This window comes from Pandoraea iniqua (assembly GCF_902459685.1).
Taxonomy (GTDB): Bacteria; Pseudomonadota; Gammaproteobacteria; order Burkholderiales; family Burkholderiaceae; genus Pandoraea; species Pandoraea iniqua.
The window spans coordinates 188,750-212,527 of record NZ_CABPSF010000010.1; the positions used below are offsets into that span (position 1 = coordinate 188,750).

The window sequence follows — 23,778 nt, forward strand, 5'->3', positions numbered from 1 at the left end:
GGGTCACCTCGTGAACACATGGGCCATGCCGGGGGCATGGCGGTCGGCGGCATCGATTCGCCGATCGAACGCATCGGGCAGATCGGGAACGTGCGCGAGCTTGCGACGACGGCGCCAGAGCATGCCGAGTGTCGCCAGCGTGATGAACGGCATGAACTGGAAGTGAATGAAGAGCACGCCGAACAGGCCGAGCAGCGGTGTGATCCACAGCAGCACGAGCCATTCGCGCTCGCCGCGCAGCCAGCCACGCGCCATACCATCGCGCACGTACCAGGCGATGACGAGCGCGAGCAGCGCGAGGTCGTAATCGTAGAGGTATGGGCTCACGAGCGTGGTTGCGCAAATGAGCATGGCGGCACGCAACGCGAAGGCCGTGGGGCGTCGCCAGAAGTCGATCATGGCGGCCACGGCACCCAGCGCAATCACGGCGTGAATCGCGAGTGCGACGACGACCGGCAGGCCGAGCATGCGTCCGGTGATGAAGAACGTGGGAATGCGTGCAACCTGCGCCGTGCCGTTGGCGACGCCTTGGCGTGCGTACTCGTTGGCATGAAGGAAGGCCGCGTAGACGTCGATGCCGAAGACCGCTGCGGCCAGCAATGTGGTGACGGCGACCGTGGCGATACAGGCGGCAAGGGCACGCCATTGGCGGGCGCAAAGGAATGCCAGCGGAAAGAGCAGTGCGATGTGCGGTTTGATGAAGAGCAGGCCCGCGAAGATGCCGGCCCACACGGGGCGTTTGCGCAGGAACACCAGTGAGAAGCCGGCGATGGCTGTGGTGTAGAGGCCGATCTGTCCGGCGACCACGACGAGCAACACCCCGGGGAAGCCGATGATGGGCAAGCGTGCGTCCTGCCACGGCGCGGTACGCCGCAGCGCCGTGTAGAAAAAGCCGAAGCCGACGCAGGCATAGGCCGCGTAAGCGAAAGTGAAAGGCAGCAGCGCGACGGGGGCGAGAAACACCATCATCACGGGCGGATAGAGCCACGGCATGTAGCCGCCCATCTTGGCTGTCCACGGTTCTTCTGCGAGTTGTACGCCGTTCATGATCTCGATGTTGTAGGCATCGAGCGGATGCCCTTGCAGCACGAGATGCGACGCGCCCCAGAACGGCAGGAAGTCGAGACCGAAGGGGCCGACCTTGGGATTCTGTTGAATGAAGTGCTGATAGCACCAGATGCCGATCACGCCGAGCACGCAAAGCAGGCCGGCGGCGGCATACAGGCGAATGCGATCGCGATCGTCGCTCCAGTGCCGGCGCGAGGGCGCTGCTACGTCAACCACTGCGGACGGCTTCGATGTCATGCCAACACCCCCCTGGCTGCATGAAGACTGCGATGCTCGATTGCGCTGCTGTTTTGGTGTTGCGAGATTGCGGTGAGTCGGCCGACGAGGCGATGCGTATTGACGCGGATCGACACGAATCGACGCGACATGATCGACGCGTCTTATTCGCAGTCTCGCTCCCGCTTTTTTACTTTGTTGTTGTCACGATTGTCACTGCGCGGGCACGCCAAGCTCAAGCAGGGCATTCCCGAGATGGCAGGGCCACGCTTTGATATTAGACGAGACGGTCTCCGAAAGGATCACGTCTATCGGGTGACTGTGGCAAACCGGCGTTTGAAATGTTGATTCGGATGGCAACGCAAAACGTCACGGCGCGTCACATCAGGCCGATGACGTGCCACCAAAGCGCATTGGCCGGTAGCACCGTGACGAGCGACAGCAGGGCGGTGGCGACGCAAAACCGGGTCGCGTCGCGCAGCCCGATACCGGCGAGGGCCATGGCCAGAATCAGCGGCGGGGCCTGATACGGCAGCACGATCGTCGAGATACCGACGGCCTGCGTGAGCAACACGGCTTTCATGCTGAGCGGCGCGCCCTGTGAGAGGGCGGGGACCAAGGGAGTGAATAACGCAGGCGCGGCGTTCGAGGTGACGGCAAACATCAGCACGACAGAGAGTAGGACCAGCACGAGATAGGCGGGCGTTGCCGACATTTGCGCGAGGTCGAGGCGCGAAAGTGCGGGGCGCAACGCGTCGGCCAGACCTGCGTGATCGACGGCCGCTGTCAGTCCGATGATCGCGGCTACAAACCACAGCGGCGCGAGCTTCACCTGCTTGAGAAACGCTTCCGGATTCACAAGGCGCAGCGGGCCGAGGCACAACAGCGCTACGCCAAGCCCGACCCAACCGGCCGAGACGTGGTGCCAAGGTTCGGTGAACCAGAGCCCCAACATCAGCGTCAGCGCGCCGAGCAGGCGGCGTTCGGCGGGGCCCACGGATGCGGTTGCGGGCGAGGGGGATGACGACGCGAGGTCTGCTGCGACGAGATGATCCGGAAACATCCACATCGCAACGACGACCAACAGCGCGCCGCGCACGACGGCCAGCGCGGGGATGAGTGCGCTGGCGTATTCGGCATAACCGAGGCGGATGCCCAGCACCGTTTCCGCGCTGCCGGCCATCACCAGATTCGGCAGATTGGCGGGCAGGATGGCGGTCGACAACTCGCAACTGGCGAGTGCGGTGGCGAGCAGCAGCCCGGTGCGTCCGGGGCGGCCGGTGACGAAGCCGACGCGGTCGCAAAAGCTGAGCACGATCGGGACCAAAATCGCGATGCGTCCCAGCGTAGAAGGCATGACCAGCGACAGCACGAAGGCGATGGCGACGAACCCGGTGAGGGCGAGCCCGTAAGCGTGTCCGCAGTGGGCGGCGAGGCGGCGCGCCACGCGTTCGCCGAGTCCGGTGACGGCGAGCGCCATGCCGATGACGGCGCCGCTGAACACCAGCCAGAAGGCATCGGACGTGAAGCCCGAGAAGACCACGCCTGCCCCGAGCGATGTGCCCGCAACCAGCAGGAACATCAACAGCAACGACACGAGGAAGTCGGGCAGCCAGCCGGTGGCCCAGTAGCCGAGGCAAAGCGTCACGATGACGGCCACCGCGAGCGTGTCGCCACGCAACCCTGCCGAGTACAGCGCGAAGCCAACGAGGGCACTGAGTCCCACCAGCAAGCCATGCCGCCAACGTCGCCCGGGCGCGAAGGCGTCGCCGGGGATGGGGGCGACCGTGCTGCCAGCGAGGGGTGTCGGGCTGGTTTGTGACATGGCGACTCCAGATAATATATAATTTTTCTTGATTATATATAATTTGCCGGGAGAGTCGACGAATGGCGAAAGATGCCGGATCGGAAGCGGGATCGGAGTCGCAAGCGGGCACCGCGACGGAGCGGGCTTACGAGGCGTTGCGCGAGCAGATTGGCCGTGGCGAGTTGAAGCCCGGCGAAGCGCTGCGGCAGGACCATCTGGCGGCGGCGCTGGGCGTGAGCCATGTGCCGGTGCGTGAAGCGCTGACCATGCTGGCGGCTGACGGGTTGGCGCTCAGCCGCGTGAATCGCGGCACGGTGGTGGCGTCGCTCACTGAGCGCGACGCGCTGGAGTTGGCCGACTACCGGGCGTTGCTGGAGGGGCGGTTGATGGCGTTGGCGATGCCGAACTTGTCGCGCGCCGATCTGGCGCGGGCCGAGGCGTCGTTGGATGCGTTGGAAGCGGCGACGGATCTTGCGGATGTGGTGGCGCGCAACGCGGCGTTTCACGCGATGCTGTACGCGAAGGCGGAGCGTCCTTACTTTCAGCGTGCGGTGGCGACGGCGCGGCTGAACCTCGGCCGGTATTTGTTTCTGGCGTGGCGCACGCAGGGGAATGCGCAGCGCTCGCACGACGAGCATCGCGAGTTACTGCGTCTTTGTGCGGCCGGTGACGATGCTGGCGCGGTGGCATTGGTGCAGGCGCATAACCGGGAAACCGGCGAGCGGATTGCGCAAATCATTCGAGAGGGTTGGGACGCTTGAGCTACGTCGACACGAACGGCCGCGCCTTTGTCATTGAAGCGGTGAGACCGGCGGACTTGCCTGTGCTCGCACAGCTGTACCTCGACGTCAGACGGCAGACGATGACGTGGCTGTCGCCCGACCGGTTCCGGTATGAAGACTTCGCGTCGGATGCCGCGGGCGAGACGATTCAAGTAGCGAGAGCTGTCAACGACGAGATCCTCGGATTCATCTCCGTCTGGCCAGCGGATAACTTCATTCACATGCTCTACGTGCGTGAGACCTCGCAAGGCGCAGGTGTCGGGGCAGCGTTGTTGAAAGCGCTCCCGGATTGGCCATCACGCGGATATCGACTCAAATGTCTGGTGAAGAACTCGCGAGCGACGTCGTTCTATCTGCGCCACGGGTTTGTTGTGGTTGGTGCGGGGGCGTCGGAGGAGGGGGATTACGAGGATTTGGCGGTCACTCTTGGTGAGTGAAACTTTCTTCGAGAAAGATCTTCAGAGACAACTGGCCTTCGCGATGCAGTCCGCCGACATCACCGGCGTAGAAATCTGCGCCCCCGTTCAAGCCGACAAACTCGCCTCTGAACATTTCAATCTCAGGGTCATAGCAGATGACGGCCTTGTGCCCATTGATGATCATGACGTTATTCATGGTTTCACTCCGCTGCGTCAAACGAACCCCGGTCGCGCTAGCTGCGAGACGAACGAAAGCATATGGGGATCGCATGTCCGGGACAAGCGGATGGCGGCGCAATTCGATGCTTGGATCGAAGATTCGGAACTAGCCCACGTCGCCTTGAAAACAAAAAAACCCGCGAGAGCGCGGGTTTTTTGCGGAGATTTCGGAGGCATCTGGTGCCCCCGAATCTATCCAGTCGACTGAGTCGTTACACGTTAAACAAGAAATTCATCACGTCGCCGTCGTGCACGACGTATTCCTTGCCTTCGGCGCGCATCTTGCCGGCTTCTTTCGCGCCTTGCTCGCCCTTGAACTGGATGTAGTCGTCGAACGCGATCGTCTGCGCGCGGATGAAGCCGCGCTCGAAGTCGGTGTGGATCACGCCAGCCGCCTGCGGTGCCGTGTCGCCCACGTGGATCGTCCACGCGCGCACTTCCTTCACGCCGGCCGTGAAGTACGTCTGCAAGCCCAGCAGCTTGAAGCCCGCACGAATCACGCGGTCCAGACCCGGCTCGTCCATGCCCATGTCGGCCAAAAACTCGGCCTTGTCGGCATCTTCCATATCGCCGATTTCCGCCTCGATCGCCGCGCACACCGCCACGACCGGTGCATTTTCCGCTTCCGCGTACTTGCGCACCGCGTCCAGATGCGGGTTGTTCTCGAAACCGTCGTCCTTCACGTTCGCCACGTACATCGTAGGCTTAGCCGTGATCAGGCAGAACGGCTTGATCAACGCCTGTTCGTCTTCTGACAGCTTGAGCGAGCGCACCGGACGTGCCTCGTTGAGCACCGGCGCAATCTTCTCGAGCACCGCCACCAGCTTGGCCGCTTCCTTGTCGTTGCCCGACTTGGCCGCCTTCGTGTAACGCTGCAACGACTTCTCGACGGTGGCCAGATCGGCCAGCGCGAGTTCGGTGTTGATCACTTCGATGTCGGAGATCGGGTTGACCTTGCCGGCCACGTGGATGACGTTCTCATCCTCGAAGCAACGCACGACGTGCGTGATCGCATCCGTTTCGCGAATGTTGGCGAGGAACTGATTGCCCAGCCCTTCACCCTTGGACGCGCCCGCCACCAGACCGGCGATGTCCACGAATTCGACCGTCGCCGGCATGATCCGCTCGGGCTTGACGATCTCGGCCAGCTTACCCAGTCGCGGGTCCGGCACCTCGACCACGCCGACGTTCGGCTCGATCGTACAGAACGGGTAGTTCTCGGCAGCGATGCCCGCCTTGGTCAGCGCATTGAAAAGGGTCGATTTGCCGACGTTGGGCAAGCCGACGATGCCGCATTTGAGGCTCATGCTAAATCCTGTGAAATCCGGTATTGCGTCGCGGAAAGTCCGCTATTGTACCCGTTCGTGCCTGAATCACCCGCTCTGCCACCCCCGGGGCCTTCGGGGGGCGCAGGCGCTCAGCTCAGTTGCTTGGCCGAGAACGTGTCGCACTTGCGCACATCACCCGACTGCAATCCCTGACGCAGCCAATACACCCGCTGCGCACTCGTGCCGTGCGTGAACGACTCCGGCACCACGCGGCCCTGCGATTGCTGCTGCAACCGGTCGTCGCCAATGGCCGCCGCCGCCCTGAGCCCCTGTTCAATGTCGCCCGGCTCGAACAACTGCTGGTTCGCTTTCGCCGCATTGTTGGCCCAGACCCCCGCAAAGCAGTCCGCCTGCAACTCCAGCCGCACCGACAGCGCATTGGCCTGCGCCTCGCTCACCCGGCGGCGCGCTGCGTCGAACTGCTCGGAAATGCCCAGCAGGTTCTGCACGTGATGGCCCACCTCGTGCGCAATCACGTAAGCCTGCGCAAAATCGCCACCGGCGCCGAACTTGCGCTGCAATTCGTCGTAAAACTCGAGATCGATATAGACCTTCTGGTCGCCCGGACAGTAAAACGGCCCCATGGCCGTTTGCCCCGTCCCGCACGCCGTGGCCGTCGCCCCGGAGAACACCACCAGCTTGGGCGCCACGTACTGACGATTCAGCTGCGCCGGGAAAACGCTCGCCCACGTGTGCTCGATGTTGCCGAGCACCTTGCGCGTGAAGACAATCTTGGGATCGTTGGCGGGGGCGGCGGGTGTGCCATTGCCCGGTGCCCGCTGGGGTTGCGACTGCGTCTGCCCCTGAATCATCTGCGAGCCTTCGATGATCACGCGAGGGTCGATGCCGAAGAAGTACGAGGCCGCCAGCGCCACCACGATCGTGCCGATCCCGATGGTCGCGCGTCCCCCGAAGCCGCCGCCACTGCCCCGGCGGTCTTCTACGTTCTGACTTTCCTGTTCGTCGTCGAGACGCATTTTGAATCTCCCCTGCATGGATGCCCGTTACCTGCGCGGAAGTATAGCGCCGGGCGTCGACGGCGCGACGCTCGGTCGCAGCCGGGCCCCGCGCGGCCGGGCGTCACCCCGGCGGCAAGCGTGCGACAATACGCCATCTCGTTTTCTGAACCAGTCGGCTCGCGCAGTCATGGCGCGGGCGCTGCATTCGCCGCATGGCCCAATCCCAAACTTCCAGCCAGACGCACGACGTCATCGTCGTCGGTGGTGGTCTGATCGGCAAGGCCGCCGCCTTGCTGCTGTCGCAAGCGCGCCTGTCGGTCGCACTGCTCGCGCAGCCCGCCGCCGCGCCTGCCCCGGCTTCGGCCCCCGGCGCCGACCTGTGGGGCGCTCGCATCTACTCGCTTTCGTCCAGCTCGCAGGCCCTCTTCGAGCGCATGCGTGTCTGGCAGGCGGTCGATCCCGCGCGCGTGAATCCCGTCTACGACATGGAAGTGTTCGGCGACGAACGCGGCAGCCTGCACTTCTCGGCCTATCAGGCCGCCGTGCCGCAACTGGCATGGATCGCCGAATCGTCGAATCTCGAACGCGCCCTCGACGCCGCGCTGCGCTTCTCTCCGCAAGTCCATTGGGTCGACGCCCGCGCCGATGCGCTCGAAGTCGACGCGGATGCCGCCTCGGTGCGTTTGTCCGACGGCAAGGTGCTGCGCGCATCGCTTGTGGTCGGGGCCGACGGCGCGCACTCGTGGGTACGCGGCACGGCAGGCCTCGATGGCACGGTGCGCCCTTATGAACAATTGGGTGTGGTGTGCAACTTCCGCGCGGAGCGATCGCACCGCGATACCGCGTTTCAGTGGTTTCATGACGGCGAGATCATCGCGCTGCTGCCGTTGCCGGATCAGCACGTCTCGCTCGTCTGGTCGGCCGCCGAGGGGCACGCCAGCCAGTTGCTTGCGCTCGATCCCAAAGACCTTGCCGAGCGCATCGGTACGTTCTCGAAGGGTGAACTTGGCCAGCTCACGCCGGTCTCAGCCCGCGCACAGGGGTTTCCGCTGGTGCTCGCGCAAGCGAAGCGTCTCATTGCCCAACGCGTGGCGTTGATCGGCGACGCGGCGCACGTAGTGCATCCGCTGGCCGGGCAGGGCATGAACCTCGGTTTGCGCGATGTTGCCGCACTGGGCGACGCCGTGGCTGCGCGGGAATCGTTCCGCGACTGTGGCGATGCCACCGTGCTGCGTCGCTACGAGCGTGCGCGCAAGGAAGATATCGGCAGCATGGCGTTCACGACCGATGGGTTGCACAAACTGTTCTCGACCAGCAGCCCGCTCGCGAAGTTCGCGCGCAACGCCGGGCTCGACGGCGTGAACATGCTGCCCTTCGTGAAGAAATTCCTGATCGGCCGCGCGCTGGGTTAAGGCATTCGTCTACGGCGTCGATTCGCAACTGGCGAAACGACGCGCGGGACAGTGCAAGTATCTGCGCACGCGCCCGGCATCCTGCATCCCCATACGCACCATCAAGCACGACACTACTTCTGGAGAAATTCGATGTTGCAACGTTATCGCGCCGCGGCGCTTGCTATCGCAGCGGTTTGCGCCGCCGGTGTCACCACGCTGGCCGTCGCGCAGAACAAGCCGGACGCGACGCTCGACCGCGTGAAGAGCGCCGTGCAAAAGACGCTCGGTTCGGATGCCCCCGTGAAGTCGGTGTCGCGCACGCCGGTGCCGGGGCTCTATGAAGTGGCGGTCGGCGGCGAGATCATCTACGCCGACGAAAAGGCGCAGTACGTCATTCTGGGCGGCAACCTGATCGACACCAAGACGCGTCAGAACCTCACGGAAGCGCGTCAATCCGAGCTGAACAAGGTCGACTTCTCGAAGCTCCCGCTCGATCGCGCCATCAAGTTCGTGAAGGGCAACGGCAGCCGCAAGATCGCCGTCTTCTCCGATCCGAACTGCCCGTACTGCAAGCGCTTCGAAGAGACCCTGAAGTCGAACATCGACAACATCACCGTCTATACCTTCCTGTACCCAGTGCTCGGCCCGGATTCGGACGCCAAGTCGAAGGCCATCTGGTGCTCGACCGATCGCCTCAAGGCATGGCACGACTGGATGCTCGACAAGAAGGCACCGGCCACGCCGAGCGCCAAGTGCGACGACGGTCCGGTCAAGCAGAACGTGGCGCTGGGTCACAGCTACAACGTGACGGGCACGCCGACGATCATTCTGTCGGACGGCCGCCGCCTGCCGGGCGCCGTGCCTGCCGACGAGCTCGAAAAAGCCCTCGCCACCGTCAAGTAAGCCCTTCCACATAAGAAGCGCCCGCCCGCGCCGCCCACGTCATGAAAGCTACGCCTTCCATTCGGTACGCCATTGTCCCGAAGTCGCCCGCCGCTCACTTGTTCGAAGTGAGCGTCACGGTCTCCAGCCCTGCGCCTGAAGGCCAGCGTTTCACGTTGCCGGCGTGGATTCCGGGCAGCTATATGGTGCGCGAGTTCGCGCGCAACATCGTGACCATCGGCGCGACGTGCCGTGGCCGCAAGGTGGCGCTCGACAAGCTCGACAAGCACACGTGGCAGGCGGCGCCCTGCAAGGGCACGCTGATCGTGACGTACGAGGTCTACGCGTGGGATCTGTCGGTGCGCGCCGCGCATCTGGACGACACGCACGGCTTCTTCAACGGCACCAGCGTGTTTCTGCGCGTGCACGGGCAGGAGAACTCGCCGTGCGAAGTCGACATCCTGCGTCCGCGTGGTGCTGCCTACAAGGCATGGCGCGTGGCGACGGCGCTGGAACCTGCACAGGGGACGGCGCCGCTCGACTTCGGCCGCTATGTCGCCACCGATTACGACGAACTCATCGATTCGCCGGTGGAACTGGGCACCTTCGTGCACGGCACCTTCAAGGCGTGCGGCGTAACGCACGAGGTGGCGATCACCGGCCCTGTGCCGAAGCTTGATCTCGACCGCCTGCTGCGCGACATGAAGAAAATCTGCGAATCGCAGATCCGGTTGTTCGAACCGGGGGCCAGCGCGCGCTCGCGAGTGCCCATGTCGCGTTATGTCTTCCTGCTGATGACGGTAGGCGACGGCTATGGCGGGCTGGAGCATCGCGCATCCACGGCGCTGCTGGCCGGTCGTAACGATCTGCCGGTGCAGGGTCAGGCGAAGATGAGCGACGCGTATCGCGGCTTCCTCGGTCTGGTGAGCCACGAGTATTTCCACACGTGGAACGTCAAGCGCATCAAGCCTGCTGCCTTTGCCCCCTATACGCTCGATCAGGAAAACTACACGCGCCTGCTGTGGTTGTTCGAAGGCTTCACGTCGTATTACGACGATCTGATGCTCGTGCGCAGTGGTGTGATCGACGCGCCCGCTTATTACGATCTGGTCGCGAAGACGGTGGCCAACGTGCTGCGCGGCAGCGGCCGCCTCAAGCAGACCGTTGCCGAGAGTTCGTTCGACGCATGGACCAAGTATTACCGTCAGGACGAGAACGCGCCGAACGCCATCGTGAGCTACTACACGAAGGGCTCGCTGATCGCGCTGGCGCTCGACCTGACCATTCGCACGCAGACGCGCGGCCAGAAGTCGCTCGACGACATCATGCGCGCGCTGTGGCAGCGTTACGGGCGCGATTTCTATCGCGGCTCGCCGGTCGGCATCGATGAAGACGCAGTGCAGCCGTTGTTTGAAGAAGTGTCGGGTGTCGATCTGTCGGAGTTCTTCGCGACGGCCATCAACGGCACGCGCGACTTGCCGCTCACGTCGTTGCTCGAACGCGTCGGCCTGACGCTGGCGCCGGTGACGCCGGAACACGGCCGCCCCTCACTGGGCGCGAAGACGGCCAAGCGCGGTGACGATCTCGCGTTCGCGCAAGTGCTCGATGGCGGCGCTGCGCAAGCGGCGGGTCTGTCGGCAGGCGATACGCTCGTAGCTATCGACGGTCTGCGCGTGACGACGGGCAATCTCGACAAGCTGCTCGAACGCTATCGCGCGGGCGATCAGGTGCGCGTGCACGCGTTCCGCCGCGACGAGTTGCGCGAAGCCACGCTCACGCTCGATGCGCCGGAAGTGACGCAATACCGCATCACCGCGACGCGCGATCGCGCCGCAGCCCAACGCCGCGAGAAGTGGCTGAGTGCCTGATCTGCGTTTGATCAGTGCCTGCTGATGGTTTGATCGGTGTTGCGCCGAGATGAATTACGGCTTGGCCTCGACAGGCGCCGGACCCGGCACCGTCGGGTCGCGGTTTTCTTCGGGACACGTCCGCGCGACCGCCAGCATATGTTCGATGAAGACCTGCGTCTTTCGCGGCAAAAAGCGGCGCGATGGCGTGACCAGATGCACCGGACTGGCCGGTAACGACCACTCGGGCAACACTTTGACCAGCCGGCCGGTGCGCAACGCATCTTCGGCCAGAATGTCGGTCAGCGCGGCAATGCCGCTGCCCGCCAGCGCCATCTCCTTGACCATCCCCATGCTGTTGACCTGAATCGCGCCGTGCATCGTGATGTCCACGCGCTGCCGCCCTTTGTGCAGTGTGTCGGTATTGAACAGCCGCCGCGCGCCTTGCAGAATCACGTACCGGTGGCCGGCAAGTTCTTCCGGCACACCGGGCAGGCCGGTGGCGCTGAGATAGAGCGGACTGGCGTAGAGGCTGCGCGTGAGCATCAGCAACGGGCGCGCTACCAACGTGGAGTCCGAGAGCTGCCCCGCACGAATGGCCACGTCGACACGCTCGGCGATCAGGTCGACCTGCCGCGAGCTGAGATCGACGTCGACGGTGATTTCGGGATACGCCGCGCAGAACGTGGCGAGTGGGAGCGCCAGCCATTGCGCCGCAAAGTCGGCGGGGGCGGTGATGCGCAAACGTCCACGCGGCTTATTCGAGAGCTGCGACGCGAAATCGCGGGTCTCTTCCACCTCTTCGAGAATCGGCAGGCAACGCTCGTAATACGCCTCGCCCACTTCCGTGAGTTCAAGACGCCGGGTGGTCTTGTGCAGCAGCCGGGTGCCGAGCCGCGTCTCCAGCCGGGACAGGCGGCGGCTGACCGTCGCCTTCGGCAGATCGAGCCGTTCACCGGCGCGGGTGATGCTGCCGGAGCGCACCACTTCGGCGAAGATCAGCATGTCGTTCAGATCGTCAATCATCGCACTGCGCTCCTTGCGACGCCTTATGGCATCTGGTCAAACCCGCTAAATCATCCATGAATCGCCCGTGAAACCGCTACGCGGAAGGGGCAAATTCATTGTTCCAAAATAGGAACAAACAATTCGATTTTAGCGGCTTGTTTCATTTTTGTGGGTAACTAGAATTCACCCTAAGCCGACACGCAATTGACGGCATCCCCGGTGAAGGGGGCCTGCGTGGACGGATTTTCCGAACCCAGGCTCAGGAGCCACAGCAATGACCACGATTCTCCAAATCAATTCCGCCGCCCGCTCGCAGGGTGCCAACTCGACCACGCTCGCCAACGAAACCGTGACGCAACTGGTCGCGAAGAACCCCGGTGCCAAGGTCGTCGTGCGCGACCTGCTGGCCGACGGCGTGCCCCATCTGGACGAAGCCGTGATCGGCGCGTTCTTCACGCCGGAAGACCAACGCTCGCCGGAACAGAACGCCATCATCGCGCGCAGCGATGCACTGATCGCCGAAATTCAGGCCGCCGACTATGTCGTGTTCGGCGTGCCGCTGTACAACTTCCAAGTGCCGTCGCAACTGAAGGCGTACTTCGACTGGATCGCCCGTGCCCGCGTGACGTTCCGTTACCGTGAAGACGGCACCGTGGAAGGCCTGATCCAAGGCAAGAAGGTGCTGGTGGCATTTGCTCGCGGCGGCAACTACAAGGACACGCCGGCCGACAGCCAAACCCCGTACCTGAAGGCCATTCTGGGCTTCCTGGGCATGACGGACGTGACGTTCATCTTCGCCGAAGGTCTGGCACGTGGCCCGGAATCGGCCGCTGCCGGTTTCAAGAACGCCCGCGACGCCATCGCAGCGCTGTAATTCAGCGTACTGAGTTTCGTCGTTCTGAAACTCGGCGTACTGAAGCGGCGCGCCCGGTCGGGCTGCGTAGGTAGCCCGACTCGCCGGACTCTCCCGGCGAGCGGGCGCGCCGCGTTGCTTATTGCTAGTTGTCCCGCATGCGCAGGAATCCCCAATGGCCAACCCGAATTCCGTCCCGGGTCTCGCATCGGGTCCCGAATCTCTCGAATCGCTCGTTTCGTTACGGACTCGTGTCAAGAAGCGCCCGGCCGCCCATGCCGACGCGCCGGTCATTCCGCGCGTGCTTCCCGTCTCCCGGCCCGGCCGCTGTGCTGCGGCCGCGGGGGCGGGTGTTTTCGATCAGACCGGCGAGACCGATCCGTTCCTCTCTGTCGATGTATTCCGCCGTCACGGCGCATGCATTCCACCGCATCCGCATGCCGGATGTGCCGTGGCGACCTATCTGTTTCCCGAATCTACGACGTCGATGCGCTGCCGAAACGCGCAAGGCGGTGACGACACGCTGCGACCGGGCGATCTGCTCTGGCTGGAAGCGAATTGCGGCACCGTGCATGACGACGTGCCGGAAGACCTTTGCAAGACCGTTCGCGGTGTGCGTCTTGTCGTCAATCGCGCCGGACGCCATGCCCATGGCGCCCCCGATCAGACCGTGGTGCGCGCCGACGCGATGCCACAGTGGCAAGCGGGCGGGCTCGATCTGACGCTCGTCTGTGGCGAGTGGGGTGAACGGCAAGTGGATCGCGCTGATCGTGCTGATCGCGTAAGCAGCGACGAAACGCCCCAAAGCGGTGGTGACCATTCCTGTGAGGGAAAACCGACGACGTTATTGCGACTCGACTGGCGCGACGACGATCTGCGTACCTTCACCATTCCGTGCGACGGCCGCCGCTGGATCGCGCTGATCGCGCAGGGCGAGGCGGCACTGGCGGGTCATGCGTTGCGTGCCGATGGCGGCGATGTGGAAGCGATGTTGCTGCCCCCGGGCGAATGGCAGATGGCGGGGCGCGCTGGCGCACGCCTGCTGCTCGTCGGCGGTACGCCGCTCGATGAACCGGTGGTCTTTCGCGGCAACTTTGCCGCGCGCGACGAGGGCGATCTCATCAACCTCATGCGGCGTTACCAGCAAGGCTCGATGGGTACGCTTTGATATGGCGTGACTGAAGGCGTGACTGAAGTCAGTGCCCAAGGAATGCAGAAGGGGGATTCGGCCATTGCGACCGAATCCCCCTTTTTTACGTCCCTGCATGACGTTGTCGCAGCGACGCTACGACACGCCATTCATCACTGATGGAAGTTCAGCGTCAGCATAGCGCTGCGGCCCGGGGCCCACGTGGCGTAGATCGGGTAGGCGCTGGCGTAGTACTTCTTGTCGAAGATGTTCTGCACGTTCAGTTGCAGATCGACGCTGCGCGAGACGCGATATGTCGCCATGGCGTCGAAGCGCGCGTAGCCCGGCGTCCACTTGCGCGTGGTGGCCGACACCGACGCGTAGGTGAGGCTCGAGAGCGTCATACCGGCGCCGAGCGTGAGCTTGGGCAGCACTTCGTAGTCGGTCCACAGTGTGACGTTGTGCTTGGGCACCATCACCATCGGCAGACCCGACGCACCCGGTGCGCTCGGACCCGCATCGGTCGTGATCGCATCCAGATACGAGTAGCCGCCGAACACGCGCCAGTGTTGCGTCAGGTTGCCGGCCCAGCCGAGTTCGGCACCGCGCACGCGCTGGCTGCCGGCGTTGATCGTGCCGCCCAGACCATCGCTCACGCGGGCATTGGTCTTGTCGGTCTGGAACAGCGCTGCGGTGAGCGACAGGCGTTGCTCAAGCACATCCCACTTCGCGCCGACTTCGATATTGCGGCTGCGCTCAGGCGACAGATTCGAGTTGCCCGTCGTAATCTGGTCCGTGCCCCCGCCCAGACCGCTGTTCGCACCCGGCGGGTTCGCCGACGTGCCGTACGACGCGTACAGGCTCAGTGTCGGCAGCACCTTGTACACCACGCCCAGTTGGAAGCTGAACAGGGTCGAGATGTTCTTCAGGTCCGGCGCACCGGCCTGCACCGCGTGAACGTCGAAGCGATCGAGGCGCATGCCGCCGTTGAGCAGCCAGCGCTCTGAGAGCTTCACGCTGTCGAACAGGTAGGCCGACGCCACATCGGTGCGCGTGTTCGTTGCGGCACCGGGGAAGGCTTTGTCGCCGTTGAGGACGAGGCTGCCCGTCCATGGGTTGTCCGGATTCCAGCCGCCGATGGTCGTGCAGTTGTAGGCCACCGAGCAGGGGCCGCCCGAGCGGATGTTGTTACCGGCGCTGTCCGCGACGAGATAGCCCTCGTAGCGGCTTTGTTCGTTGCTGAATTCGACACCGCCCGTGAGCGTGTGCTCGAAGCCGAACAACGTGGCCTTGCCGGTGAGTTCGGTCTGGTTGGCGATGCTGTTGGTGGCGTACTTGCCGCTCTTGGCTTGCAGCGAAATGATGTTCGAGCTGGCCGACTGGAACTGCGGGTTCGTCGCCACGTAGTCGAGCGTGGAGCGGCCGACCATCGTGGTGTTCTTCACTTTCCACGTGTCGTTGAGGCGGTGCTCGATCTTGATTTCGCCGGTGTCGGTCTGGCCGCGGCGGTAATCGCGATTGTTCAGGCCGTAGAACTGGTTGCGCTGGAAGCCGCCGTCGGGCGTGCCGCCTGCCGAGCGGAACGGCGCGCTGAAGTCCGGCATGTCGTACGAGTTCAGGTGGTAGTAGCTGAACGTGACGGTGGTCGGGCTGTTCAGGCCGAAGGCCACCGACGGCGCGATGCCCCAACGCTTGCTGTAGACGTTGGTGCGGCCGGCCTGATCGGCGTCGAAGCCCATGGCATTCAAGCGCACGGCGGTCTGATCGTTGAGCTGGCGGTTCACATCCAGCGTCAGGCGCTTGTAGCTGTCGGTGCCGAAGCCGAGGCTGGCGTTGGTGAAGTCTTCCAGCCGCGGCGCTTTCGTCGTGATGTCGATGCTGCCGCCAACGGCGCCTCGTCCGGCGTAGACCGAATCCGGGCCCTTGATGACGCTGATGTTCTCGATATCGAACGTCTCGCGGTTCTGCACACCGGAGTCACGCATGCCGTCGACGAAGATCGAGTTGCGCGATTCGAAGCCGCGAATGACCGGGCGGTCGGCCGACGGGTTCGCGGCGGCGTCGCCACCGAGGAAGGTGATACCGGGCACCGTCTTGAGCGCGTCGGCGAACGTGGTGGCGTTTGTCTGCTTGATCAGCTCTTCCGGAATGACCGTGACCGAGCGCGGCGTGTCGCGCAGCGGGTCGACGAACTTGTACGACGGCAACGTCTTGGTCTGCATGGCCGACGGCACGGCGCTGTCGTTCACTTGCGTGGTCGGCAGGGTGACGGCGCTGGCGTTGGCGGTGGCAGGGGCGGCGCTGGCAGCGGCCGGGTCCGTATTGCCGGACGGAGCGGGCTGGGTGGTCTGTGCGGCAGCGGGGAGGGCGAGGGCGCCACCGGCAACGAGCAGGGCGCAGGCGGTCACGAGCAGACGCTGGCGCGTCTGGAAAGCGGTAGACATACGTGTGTTCCGGCTATGGCGTCACCGTCGGACGCCTGACGGGCCGGGCAACGCACGATTCTTATCAGTTGATAATGAGACGAATTCTCATTGCGGCCGGAAGTTTAATATGTTCAAGAAAAGGTGTAAACGTTTGAAAGGATCTATGGATTCGTATATTTCGATGGGTAAAACCGTGATGACTTTGAACCGGCACGGTCCGGCTTTTTGATAGCGATAACTATCAAAATGGCACCAAACGTTGAAAATGATCGCCAAAGCGATCATCGGCAGCCTCAATCCGGCAAACGCCAGTCGATGGGTGTCTTGCCGTGCTGTTCGAGGAAGGTATTGGCGGCGCTGAAATGGCCGCAGCCGAGGAAGCCCCGATGCGCCGAGAGCGGCGATGGGTGCGGGGCTTCGAGCAGCAGATGGCCGTGACCCGCGAGCAGGGGGGCCTTAGCCTGCGCATGGCTGCCCCATAGCAGGAACACCAGCGGCCCTTGTTGCGCGGCGAGACCGCCGAGTAACGTATCGGTGCACGCCTGCCAGCCGCCTTTCTTGAACGGCTTCGCGTGACTTGCCGCATTGCCTGCTTCGACCGTCAGCGTCGTGTTGAGCAGCAACACGCCTTGCTTGGCCCACGCATCGAGATTGCCGTGCGACGGCGGCGATATGCCCAGATCGCGCTCGATTTCTTTGTAGATGTTGCGCAGCGACGGCGGCACCCGCACCCCGCGTTGCACCGAAAACGCCATGCCGTGCGCTTGTGCGATGCCGTGATCGTCGCCGTGATACGGGTCTTGTCCGAGAATCACGACTTTGACGTCCTGCGGCGATGTCATGCGCAACGCGTGGAAAATGTCGGCCGGATAGACCGTCTTGCCTGCGGCCACTTCGGCGTCGACATACCCGCACAACGGCGCGTACGCGTCGCTGGCGACGAATGGCGCGGTCAGCGCTTTCCACGCTGACGGCAGCGCGTCGAACTGATCTTCGACACGGCCTTGCAGCGGCCCCGCGACGGCAGAAGAGGCTTCCACGGTCTCACTCGCGCCACTCACCCGCGCAGGCGAACCGGTTTCAACCGCCGCGTTGGCGTCGGCCGTCTCGGTGGCCGGTGTGGGGTCGTCGAACAGAGAACGCTGGTGCTCGTCGTTGGCTTTCGCTCGTGCGCGTGATGTCATGCGGTAGGTCTTTGGAAATACGTGGATTCGGAAGGCGGACGACACCGGTCGGGCGATGCCCCCAACAGCGCGTCGCGACGGTTGCGCTCGCTCAGCGGCTTCAGCCGCCGAGCACCTTCTGACGCAGACGATAGCCGCGTTGTGCCTTGCTCACGTCGTCGCTGTGCAACTCGGGCAGCACTTGCCGCAAGTCCTGCGACAGCGCGAAGAGAATGCGCTCGCCCTGAGCGTTGCGGTCGTCATCGGGCGCTTCGAGCAATTCAAGCTCGACCTCTAGCAGCGGTGCCGTGTGGCGCTGGCCATTGGCTTCGACGGCAACTTCGCCACGATCGAAGGCAATCTCCACCGCTGTCCCGTCACCCGCAACGTAGCGCCACAACCGCCGCACGAAGTTGGTCTCGAACTGGGCAACCACGCTCGCGCCTTCGTCGCGCAGCATCGCCGCCGTTGCCGGAACGTCGCAGGCGGCGATCAGCGCATCCAGCTCCAGCGCCTCGCCCTTGACTGGCTGTTCCCACTCGTGACGCACATGCAAGCCGTCGCGCGCTTCACCCACCGATTTCAACGTTTGCAGCCACTGCCCCGGATGACCGTCGCGCGCGACGAAACGCAGACGCAAGGCCGCCTTGGCCCGCGACAGCGCGAGCGTTGGCGTATCGAAATAGCGGTTGACGAGATGGCGTTCGCCTCGCGCCTCGGCACCGGGCAGGTGGTCGAGATGCGCGATGAGGGCGTCGGCGCGTGCGGTGGGGAGATCGCCCGGCAGGGCAAGTTTGAGTTCGCGTTCGATGGCCATGGGCCGCTCCTGTATCAGCGCGGCATGTCGAACAGCGTGGCGAGGGCATCGCCCGGCTCGGGCGCGCGCATGAAGGCTTCGCCGACGAGAAAGGCATTGACGTTGGCCGCGCGCATGCGCGTCACGTCGTCACGCGACAGGATACCCGACTCCGTCACCACCAGACGATCCTGCGGAATGTGCTTGAGCAGCCCCAGCGTGGTGTCCAGCGTGACTTCGAAGTTATGCAGATTGCGGTTGTTGATGCCGAGCAGCGGCGTGCTCAACTCAAGGCCTGCGTCGAGCTCGCGGCCGTTGTGCACTTCTACCAGCACCGCCATGCCCAACTCATGTGCCTGCGCTTCAAGATCACGCATATGCGCCAGTTCCAGTGCAGCGGCGATCAGCAGAATGCAGTCCGCCCCCATCTCGCGGGCTTCGTACACCTGATACGCGTCGATCATGAAGTCCTTGCGAAGCACCGGCAGATCGCAGGCGGCACGCGCGGCCTTCAGATACTCGGTCTTGCCTTGGAAGAACTGCTCGTCCGTCAGTACCGACAGACACGCGGCGCCGCCACGCTGATACGACTCGGCGATGGCCGGCGGCACGAAATTCTCGCGAATCACGCCCTTCGACGGACTCGCTTTCTTGATTTCGGCAATCACGCCGGACAACCCGCCGTCGATTTTCGTGCGCAGCGAGCCCACGAAGTCGCGCGTGCGCAATTCGCTGTCGCCCACGGTGGCTTCGGCATCGCGGCGCAGGCTGATCAGGTCGCGGGCGCGCTTGGCGGCGGCAACTTCTTCGGCCTTCACGGCCAGAATCTTGTCGAGAACGGTAGACATAGCGATCGGTATTTCGGGCTTCAATAATGGGGCTGACGTCGAAGGCACACGTTCGACGTCAGACCGTCAGATTACGATTTGAATCGTTGCGTGAACGTCACGAATTCGTCGAGTTTGGCGCGCGCGGCACCGCTCGTGATGGACTCGCGTGCCATGCGGATGCCGTCGCCGATGGACGCGGCGCGATTCGCGGCATATAGCGCCGTACCCGCGTTGAGCGCCACGATCTCGCGTGCGGTGCCTGCCTTATCGTCGAGTGCTTCGAGCAGCATCGCCTTCGATTCTTCGGCGCTGCCCACTTTCAGGCTGCGGTTGCTCACCATCTGCAAACCGAAGTCTTCCGGGTGAATTTCGTACTCGGTGACCTTGCCGTCCTTGAGCTCGCCCACCACCGTGGATGCGCCCAGCGACACTTCGTCCATGCCGTCCTTGCCGTAGACGACGAGCACGTGCTCCGCGCCCAGACGCTGCATCACGCGCACCTGAATACCGACCAGATCGGGGTGGAACACGCCCATCAGCTGGTTCGGCGCACCGGCTGGGTTGGTCAGCGGGCCGAGGATGTTGAAGATCGTGCGCACGCCCATTTCCTTGCGGATGGCGGCCACGTTCTTCATCGCCGGGTGGTGGTTCGGCGCGAACATGAAGCCGATGCCGACCTCACGCAGGCACTCGGCCACTTGCTCGGGTGAGAGCATGATGTTCACGCCCAGCGCTTCGAGCACGTCGGCGCTGCCCGACTTCGAACTCACACCGCGATTGCCGTGCTTCGCGACCTTGGCGCCGGCACCCGCAGCGACAAACATGGACGCCGTGGAGATATTGAACGTGTGCGACACGTCACCGCCGGTGCCCACGATATCGACGAAATGCTCGTCGGCCGGGGCGTCGACGTGATTGGCAAACTCACGCATCACTTGCGCGGCCGCGGCGATCTCGCCGATGGTTTCCTTCTTCACGCGCAGGCCGGTGATGATGGCGGCCGACATGACCGGCGAGATCTCGCCTTTCATGATGAGACGCATCAGATGGAGCATCTCGTCGTGAAAGATTTCGCGGTGTTCGATCGTGCGTTGCAGGGCTTCTTGCGGGGTAATCATGGAAGACTTCTCTCCTCTGCCGGGTCGGCCGCGCGGTTGTCGCGGCGATCCGCTGTCTTGTCCGTCAGGTGCCGGCATCGATGCCGGACAACCTGCTCATGTCATTCGAAATCGCTCGGGGTGCAGCGCTGCGCCGAATTCAGGCGGCCTGCGCCACACGCGGCGCGGCTTGCAGAAAGTTGCGCAGCACGGCGTGGCCATGTTCCGAGAGGATCGACTCCGGGTGGAACTGCACGCCTTCGACGTCGAGCGTCTTGTGGCGCACGCCCATGATTTCACCGTCGTCGGTCCATGCGGTCACTTCGAGGCAATCGGGCAGCGAGTCGCGCTCGATGGCCAGCGAGTGATAGCGGGTGACGGTAAAACGCTTGGGCAGATTGGCAAACACGCCTTGTTGCGTGGTTTCGATCTCGCTTACCTTGCCGTGCATGATCTGCTGGGCGCGGATCACCTTGCCGCCGAACGCTTCGCCGATGGCCTGATGGCCGAGGCAGACGCCGAGAATTGGAATTTCGCCCGCAAAGCGCTTGAGCACGTCGAGCGTGATGCCTGCGTTGGCCGGGCAGCTAGGGCCGGGCGACAGACAAATGCGGTCGGGGGAGAGCTCGGCGATGGCGTCGAGCGTGATCTCGTCGTTACGGAAGACGCGCACGTCTTCGCCTAACTCACCGAAGTACTGGACGATGTTGTAGGTAAACGAGTCGTAGTTGTCGATCATCAGCAGCATGATGGTCCCTGTTCGTCTGGTGACAGTGGAATGTCGAACGCATGAGATTTGCGAATTCCCCCTGAGCGTGCCCCCACATTGACTTCGCGGTCCGCGGGGGAGGGCGCTATGGGGATGAGATAGACGTGGCGGGTTACCGCCACCAGCGCAGGGCGACGGTCAGGGACGACCAGAGGAGGGAGGAAGACTGAATCGACTTCATAGTGACGGCGATTGTAGCAGTAACCACCGTTGCTCGTGGGCGGGGTGTCGCAAAAAGCGGTCAAACGGCGAATTTCTCGCGTGATCGGGCCATTTCTCGCAAGAATTTGCGCCAGACAGGGCCCAACATTCGACGATTCTGCCCCCCGGTCAGGGGGCAGAATGCGAGGTTCACGTGGCCTTTTTTGGCTTACGGGCCGTTGTGGCTTTCGTCGCCACCGGGGCGCTTTTCTTGACCGCCGTCGTGCGCTTATGGGGCGCCGCAGCGGGTTTCGGCTTCGCTTGCGGCTTCGCCTGCTGCTTCGCTTGCAGCTTCGGTGCCTGCTTCAATGCAGCGTCTTCGAAGACCGCCAGAACCCGTTCCAGATCGCTTTGCTCGTCGCCGTCGATCGGCACCGCGAAGCTGAGATCCTTCACCGCCTTCGCTACCAGACGGATGTGTTCGGGCGAGGCGTGCGCAAGCATGCCGGGAATGGCGTTCATGGCGGCGTCCGGAGACATCCGCAGCAAACCGGCTTGCCGGCGGATCATCTCGCGGAAACTTTCGATGGAGATGTCCCGTTCGCTGCGCGGCAACGATCGCGCCAGATTGAACTGCCGCTCGTCGGCCTCGCCATGCAGGCGATGCACCCACAGCAGCGCGCGAATCCCTGCCTCCAGTGCGCCGCCGTGATGCAGTTCGTGCTGACGATTGGCCAGTGCCTCTTTCACGAACGCAATATGCTCCGGCGAGGTGCCCGGATGCACGCGCACCGCGGCCCCATCGCTGCCGTGCAGCCCCGCGAGCGCCTGCACCCATGGCTGGCCGTAGATCAGCTCGAAAGCCTTCTCGTAGCCGTCGTCGCGGATATCGCGATAGAAGTTGAGCGACTGCTCGATGGCCGTCGACATGGCGGTCTGAAGCGCGAGGAAGGGATTGTCCGGCGACACCGGCTGCCGGGTCTCGCGAATGCGCTCGGCTTTCTCGGCAACCGGCGCGGCAAACGGATTGCGGTCCGACCACATTTCGTAACTCACGCGCAGCGGATGCAGCATGCGCATCCAGTACGCCGAGTTGGGCGTGACCATCGCCTGCACCCACGGCTGCACGAGGCTCCGGTACAGCCCGAGATTGATATCCGACAGATGCGCCACCGCCGCAAAGCGCCGGTCGCTCTCGGTATCCGGCTGCACGATGGCACGCACGTCTTCGATGCTGCGCCGCTGGATCGACATCACATAGTCGCCGTCGATCAACTCCCGATGCGGGGTATCGGCGGTCTTGTCGGCAATCTGCGCCTGATAGATGCCGGCCGGCAGCACGTCGATCAGATCGATGTTGTTGACGAACTTGCGGTGCTCCTTACGCCCCGTGCTGCTCGACACGAAAATGCCCAGATGGCCGATGCTGTCGTGCGTGGCATACACAATGGTCTGGTCGTGGCTGAACACTTCCGCGTCGTCGCGATACATATCGGTGATGAAGCCGAGCGCTTGCGGCGGCGGGGTGATGTTGTCGCCGTACGAGCAGAACACCACGATCGGCGAACGGATATTGCGCAGGTCGAGCCGGATGCCGTCGCTCGTGATCAGCTCGGCGCTGGTGAGCCGGTTGCCGACAAACAGGTTGTCGACGATGTACTGCATCTCCACCGCGTTGAGAAACACGTGCCCGCCCCAGTACTTCTCGAAACCGAGATAGCGCGGGGCTTCCGTGTCGACGTTGGCGTACAGATGGTATTTCTTGCGCCACAGCGTATTGGCCGGGTCGAGATTCTCGAAGTTCTGTACGAGCCACGCCCCATCGAAGCGGCCATCGCCGAGATCGCTCGTGAGCGCCGTGAGCCAGCTTCCGCCGAGCAGACCGCCGGAATAGCGCATGGGATTGCGCCCGCGCCAGCCTGCCCAGTACGAGAGCGGCGCACCGGCCACGATGATCGGACCGAACAGCTCGGGGCGCATGGCTGCCGTCATCAGCACCTGCCAGCCCGCCTGACAATTGCCGATCACGGCCGGCTTGCCCGCACCCTCGGGGTGCATCGAGATGACCTTCTCCAGAAATGCCGCTTCCGCATGCATCACGTCTTCGACCGTCTGGCCGGGCACCGGGTCGGGCAGAAAACCGACGAAATAGCAGGGATGACCGGCCCGCAAGGCCGCACCGATTTCACTGTCGGGCTTGAAGCCACCGATGCCCGGCCCGTGCCCCGCGCGCGGATCGACCACGACGAACGGGCGCGCGTTGGGCAGCGTAGGCGCATCGTCGGGTGGCTGAATCCGCATCAGGCAGTAGTTGCACGGGCGCGGCAGATCGTGGCCATCGAGAATCACCTCCGACGGGAAGTCGAGCACGTTCGGCGCCGACTCGGCCAGATGTTCCTGATATTGATTGCCGCGCTGGCGCATCACGTCCGCGTACAGCACGCTTCGCTGCCACGCGTCGACGGCATACTCGGCAGCAGCGGCCATCCACGGCATATTGTCGAGCCACGGATTGGCGGCGAGCCATGGGATATCAGGGGAAGTGGCAGACGCGGTGGCAGCTGATGCGCTCGCGCGGGACGTTCGGCGTTGGAGTGCGGCAGACGACTTGGCAGGCATGGCAATGACCTCGCAAATCCGGCATG

20 protein-coding genes are annotated in these 23,778 nt (G+C 63.7%); 7 read left to right on the plus strand and 13 right to left on the minus strand.

Annotated elements, in window-relative coordinates; all coding sequences use genetic code 11:
- Positions 1-3: 3 nt before the first annotated feature.
- Entirely contained in the window at positions 4-1,305 is a 1,302-nt protein-coding gene (locus PIN31009_RS25835; RefSeq protein WP_150791973.1) for a glycosyltransferase family 87 protein, read from the minus strand.
- Positions 1,306-1,663: 358 nt separating this feature from the next.
- A complete protein-coding gene (locus tag PIN31009_RS25840; protein ID WP_150791974.1) occupies positions 1,664-3,109 on the minus strand; it encodes an SLC13 family permease in 1,446 nt (481 codons plus the stop codon).
- Positions 3,110-3,171: 62 nt separating this feature from the next.
- Between PIN31009_RS25840 and PIN31009_RS25845 the strand changes: the two genes are divergently transcribed.
- On the plus strand, positions 3,172-3,852 hold the full coding sequence (locus PIN31009_RS25845) for a GntR family transcriptional regulator (protein ID WP_150791975.1): 681 nt from the start codon (positions 3,172-3,174) through the stop codon (positions 3,850-3,852).
- A complete protein-coding gene (locus PIN31009_RS25850) occupies positions 3,849-4,310 on the plus strand; it encodes a GNAT family N-acetyltransferase (protein WP_246185860.1) in 462 nt (153 codons plus the stop codon). Before PIN31009_RS25845 ends, PIN31009_RS25850 begins: the two co-directional genes overlap by 4 nt.
- On the opposite strand, the gene PIN31009_RS25855 is transcribed toward PIN31009_RS25850, so the two are convergent.
- From PIN31009_RS25855 to ypfJ, 3 genes are all read right to left on the minus strand, one after another.
- Positions 4,294-4,488 (minus strand): type II toxin-antitoxin system HicB family antitoxin, encoded by a 195-nt coding sequence (locus PIN31009_RS25855; protein ID WP_150791976.1) that lies wholly within the window; start codon positions 4,486-4,488, stop codon positions 4,294-4,296. The two genes, PIN31009_RS25850 and PIN31009_RS25855, sit on opposite strands and share 17 nt — an antisense overlap.
- A gap of 235 nt (positions 4,489-4,723) precedes the next feature.
- Positions 4,724-5,818 carry a redox-regulated ATPase YchF gene (ychF, locus tag PIN31009_RS25860; protein ID WP_058376235.1) on the minus strand — a complete coding sequence of 365 codons (1,095 nt, stop codon included), beginning with the start codon at positions 5,816-5,818 and terminating at the stop codon, positions 4,724-4,726.
- A gap of 110 nt (positions 5,819-5,928) precedes the next feature.
- Complete coding sequence (gene ypfJ, locus PIN31009_RS25865) at positions 5,929-6,816, minus strand: KPN_02809 family neutral zinc metallopeptidase (RefSeq protein ID WP_150686583.1); 888 nt, start codon at positions 6,814-6,816, stop codon at positions 5,929-5,931.
- A 194-nt stretch (positions 6,817-7,010) separates the two neighbouring features.
- Here ypfJ and PIN31009_RS25870 point away from each other — a divergent pair, with 194 nt between their 5' ends.
- From PIN31009_RS25870 to PIN31009_RS25880, 3 genes are all read left to right on the plus strand, one after another.
- The gene (locus PIN31009_RS25870) at positions 7,011-8,210 is read left to right on the plus strand and encodes a UbiH/UbiF family hydroxylase (RefSeq protein WP_150791977.1); all 1,200 of its coding nucleotides are present in this window, start codon (positions 7,011-7,013) and stop codon (positions 8,208-8,210) included.
- A gap of 132 nt (positions 8,211-8,342) precedes the next feature.
- A complete protein-coding gene (locus PIN31009_RS25875) occupies positions 8,343-9,095 on the plus strand; it encodes a DsbC family protein (protein WP_087686203.1) in 753 nt (250 codons plus the stop codon).
- Positions 9,096-9,136: 41 nt separating this feature from the next.
- Positions 9,137-10,942 carry a M61 family metallopeptidase gene (locus PIN31009_RS25880; protein ID WP_150791978.1) on the plus strand — a complete coding sequence of 602 codons (1,806 nt, stop codon included), beginning with the start codon at positions 9,137-9,139 and terminating at the stop codon, positions 10,940-10,942.
- Between the two features lie 54 nt (positions 10,943-10,996).
- Here the strand turns inward: PIN31009_RS25880 and PIN31009_RS25885 are convergent, their stop codons facing one another.
- Positions 10,997-11,947 carry a LysR family transcriptional regulator gene (locus PIN31009_RS25885; RefSeq protein ID WP_150791979.1) on the minus strand — a complete coding sequence of 317 codons (951 nt, stop codon included), beginning with the start codon at positions 11,945-11,947 and terminating at the stop codon, positions 10,997-10,999.
- Positions 11,948-12,203: 256 nt separating this feature from the next.
- Here PIN31009_RS25885 and PIN31009_RS25890 point away from each other — a divergent pair, with 256 nt between their 5' ends.
- Entirely contained in the window at positions 12,204-12,803 is a 600-nt protein-coding gene (locus PIN31009_RS25890; protein ID WP_058376229.1) for an FMN-dependent NADH-azoreductase, read from the plus strand.
- A 154-nt stretch (positions 12,804-12,957) separates the two neighbouring features.
- Positions 12,958-13,950, plus strand: coding sequence for a pirin-like C-terminal cupin domain-containing protein (locus tag PIN31009_RS25895; RefSeq protein ID WP_150791980.1), 993 nt, complete (start codon positions 12,958-12,960; stop codon positions 13,948-13,950).
- Positions 13,951-14,084: 134 nt separating this feature from the next.
- On the opposite strand, the gene PIN31009_RS25900 is transcribed toward PIN31009_RS25895, so the two are convergent.
- The 7 genes from PIN31009_RS25900 to PIN31009_RS25930 all read right to left on the minus strand — a co-directional run bounded on the left by PIN31009_RS25900 (position 14,085) and on the right by PIN31009_RS25930 (position 23,752).
- Positions 14,085-16,355: a TonB-dependent receptor gene (locus PIN31009_RS25900; protein ID WP_150791981.1), complete on the minus strand. Its 2,271-nt coding sequence runs from the start codon at positions 16,353-16,355 to the stop codon at positions 14,085-14,087.
- Positions 16,356-16,630: 275 nt separating this feature from the next.
- On the minus strand, positions 16,631-17,521 hold the full coding sequence (locus PIN31009_RS25905; protein WP_150791982.1) for a uracil-DNA glycosylase: 891 nt from the start codon (positions 17,519-17,521) through the stop codon (positions 16,631-16,633).
- Positions 17,522-17,621: 100 nt separating this feature from the next.
- Positions 17,622-18,317, minus strand: a complete 696-nt coding sequence (locus PIN31009_RS25910; RefSeq protein ID WP_087722389.1) for a CYTH domain-containing protein — start codon at positions 18,315-18,317, stop codon at positions 17,622-17,624.
- A gap of 14 nt (positions 18,318-18,331) precedes the next feature.
- Positions 18,332-19,144, minus strand: a complete 813-nt coding sequence (trpC, locus tag PIN31009_RS25915; RefSeq protein WP_087686197.1) for an indole-3-glycerol phosphate synthase TrpC — start codon at positions 19,142-19,144, stop codon at positions 18,332-18,334.
- Between the two features lie 71 nt (positions 19,145-19,215).
- Entirely contained in the window at positions 19,216-20,244 is a 1,029-nt protein-coding gene (trpD, locus tag PIN31009_RS25920) for an anthranilate phosphoribosyltransferase (RefSeq protein WP_150686574.1), read from the minus strand.
- 139 nt (positions 20,245-20,383) lie between these two features.
- Positions 20,384-20,971 (minus strand): anthranilate synthase component II, encoded by a 588-nt coding sequence (locus PIN31009_RS25925; RefSeq protein ID WP_150686573.1) that lies wholly within the window; start codon positions 20,969-20,971, stop codon positions 20,384-20,386.
- Between the two features lie 372 nt (positions 20,972-21,343).
- On the minus strand, positions 21,344-23,752 hold the full coding sequence (locus PIN31009_RS25930; RefSeq protein ID WP_217426842.1) for a DUF3141 domain-containing protein: 2,409 nt from the start codon (positions 23,750-23,752) through the stop codon (positions 21,344-21,346).
- Between the last annotated feature and the right edge of the window lie 26 nt (positions 23,753-23,778).

Coding starts and splice junctions, on each gene's coding strand:
- PIN31009_RS25835 (WP_150791973.1), bottom strand. CDS start 1,305: ATGACATCGAAGCCGTCCGCAGTGGTTGACGTAGCAGCGCCCTCGCGC.
- PIN31009_RS25840 (WP_150791974.1), bottom strand. CDS start 3,109: ATGTCACAAACCAGCCCGACACCCCTCGCTGGCAGCACGGTCGCCCCC.
- PIN31009_RS25845 (WP_150791975.1), top strand. CDS start 3,172: ATGGCGAAAGATGCCGGATCGGAAGCGGGATCGGAGTCGCAAGCGGGC.
- PIN31009_RS25855 (WP_150791976.1), bottom strand. CDS start 4,488: ATGAATAACGTCATGATCATCAATGGGCACAAGGCCGTCATCTGCTAT.
- ychF (WP_058376235.1), bottom strand. CDS start 5,818: ATGAGCCTCAAATGCGGCATCGTCGGCTTGCCCAACGTCGGCAAATCG.
- ypfJ (WP_150686583.1), bottom strand. CDS start 6,816: ATGCGTCTCGACGACGAACAGGAAAGTCAGAACGTAGAAGACCGCCGG.
- PIN31009_RS25870 (WP_150791977.1), top strand. CDS start 7,011: ATGGCCCAATCCCAAACTTCCAGCCAGACGCACGACGTCATCGTCGTC.
- PIN31009_RS25875 (WP_087686203.1), top strand. CDS start 8,343: ATGTTGCAACGTTATCGCGCCGCGGCGCTTGCTATCGCAGCGGTTTGC.
- PIN31009_RS25880 (WP_150791978.1), top strand. CDS start 9,137: ATGAAAGCTACGCCTTCCATTCGGTACGCCATTGTCCCGAAGTCGCCC.
- PIN31009_RS25885 (WP_150791979.1), bottom strand. CDS start 11,947: ATGATTGACGATCTGAACGACATGCTGATCTTCGCCGAAGTGGTGCGC.
- PIN31009_RS25890 (WP_058376229.1), top strand. CDS start 12,204: ATGACCACGATTCTCCAAATCAATTCCGCCGCCCGCTCGCAGGGTGCC.
- PIN31009_RS25895 (WP_150791980.1), top strand. CDS start 12,958: ATGGCCAACCCGAATTCCGTCCCGGGTCTCGCATCGGGTCCCGAATCT.
- PIN31009_RS25900 (WP_150791981.1), bottom strand. CDS start 16,355: ATGTCTACCGCTTTCCAGACGCGCCAGCGTCTGCTCGTGACCGCCTGC.
- PIN31009_RS25905 (WP_150791982.1), bottom strand. CDS start 17,521: ATGACATCACGCGCACGAGCGAAAGCCAACGACGAGCACCAGCGTTCT.
- PIN31009_RS25910 (WP_087722389.1), bottom strand. CDS start 18,317: ATGGCCATCGAACGCGAACTCAAACTTGCCCTGCCGGGCGATCTCCCC.
- trpC (WP_087686197.1), bottom strand. CDS start 19,144: ATGTCTACCGTTCTCGACAAGATTCTGGCCGTGAAGGCCGAAGAAGTT.
- trpD (WP_150686574.1), bottom strand. CDS start 20,244: ATGATTACCCCGCAAGAAGCCCTGCAACGCACGATCGAACACCGCGAA.
- PIN31009_RS25925 (WP_150686573.1), bottom strand. CDS start 20,971: ATGCTGCTGATGATCGACAACTACGACTCGTTTACCTACAACATCGTC.
- PIN31009_RS25930 (WP_217426842.1), bottom strand. CDS start 23,752: ATGCCTGCCAAGTCGTCTGCCGCACTCCAACGCCGAACGTCCCGCGCG.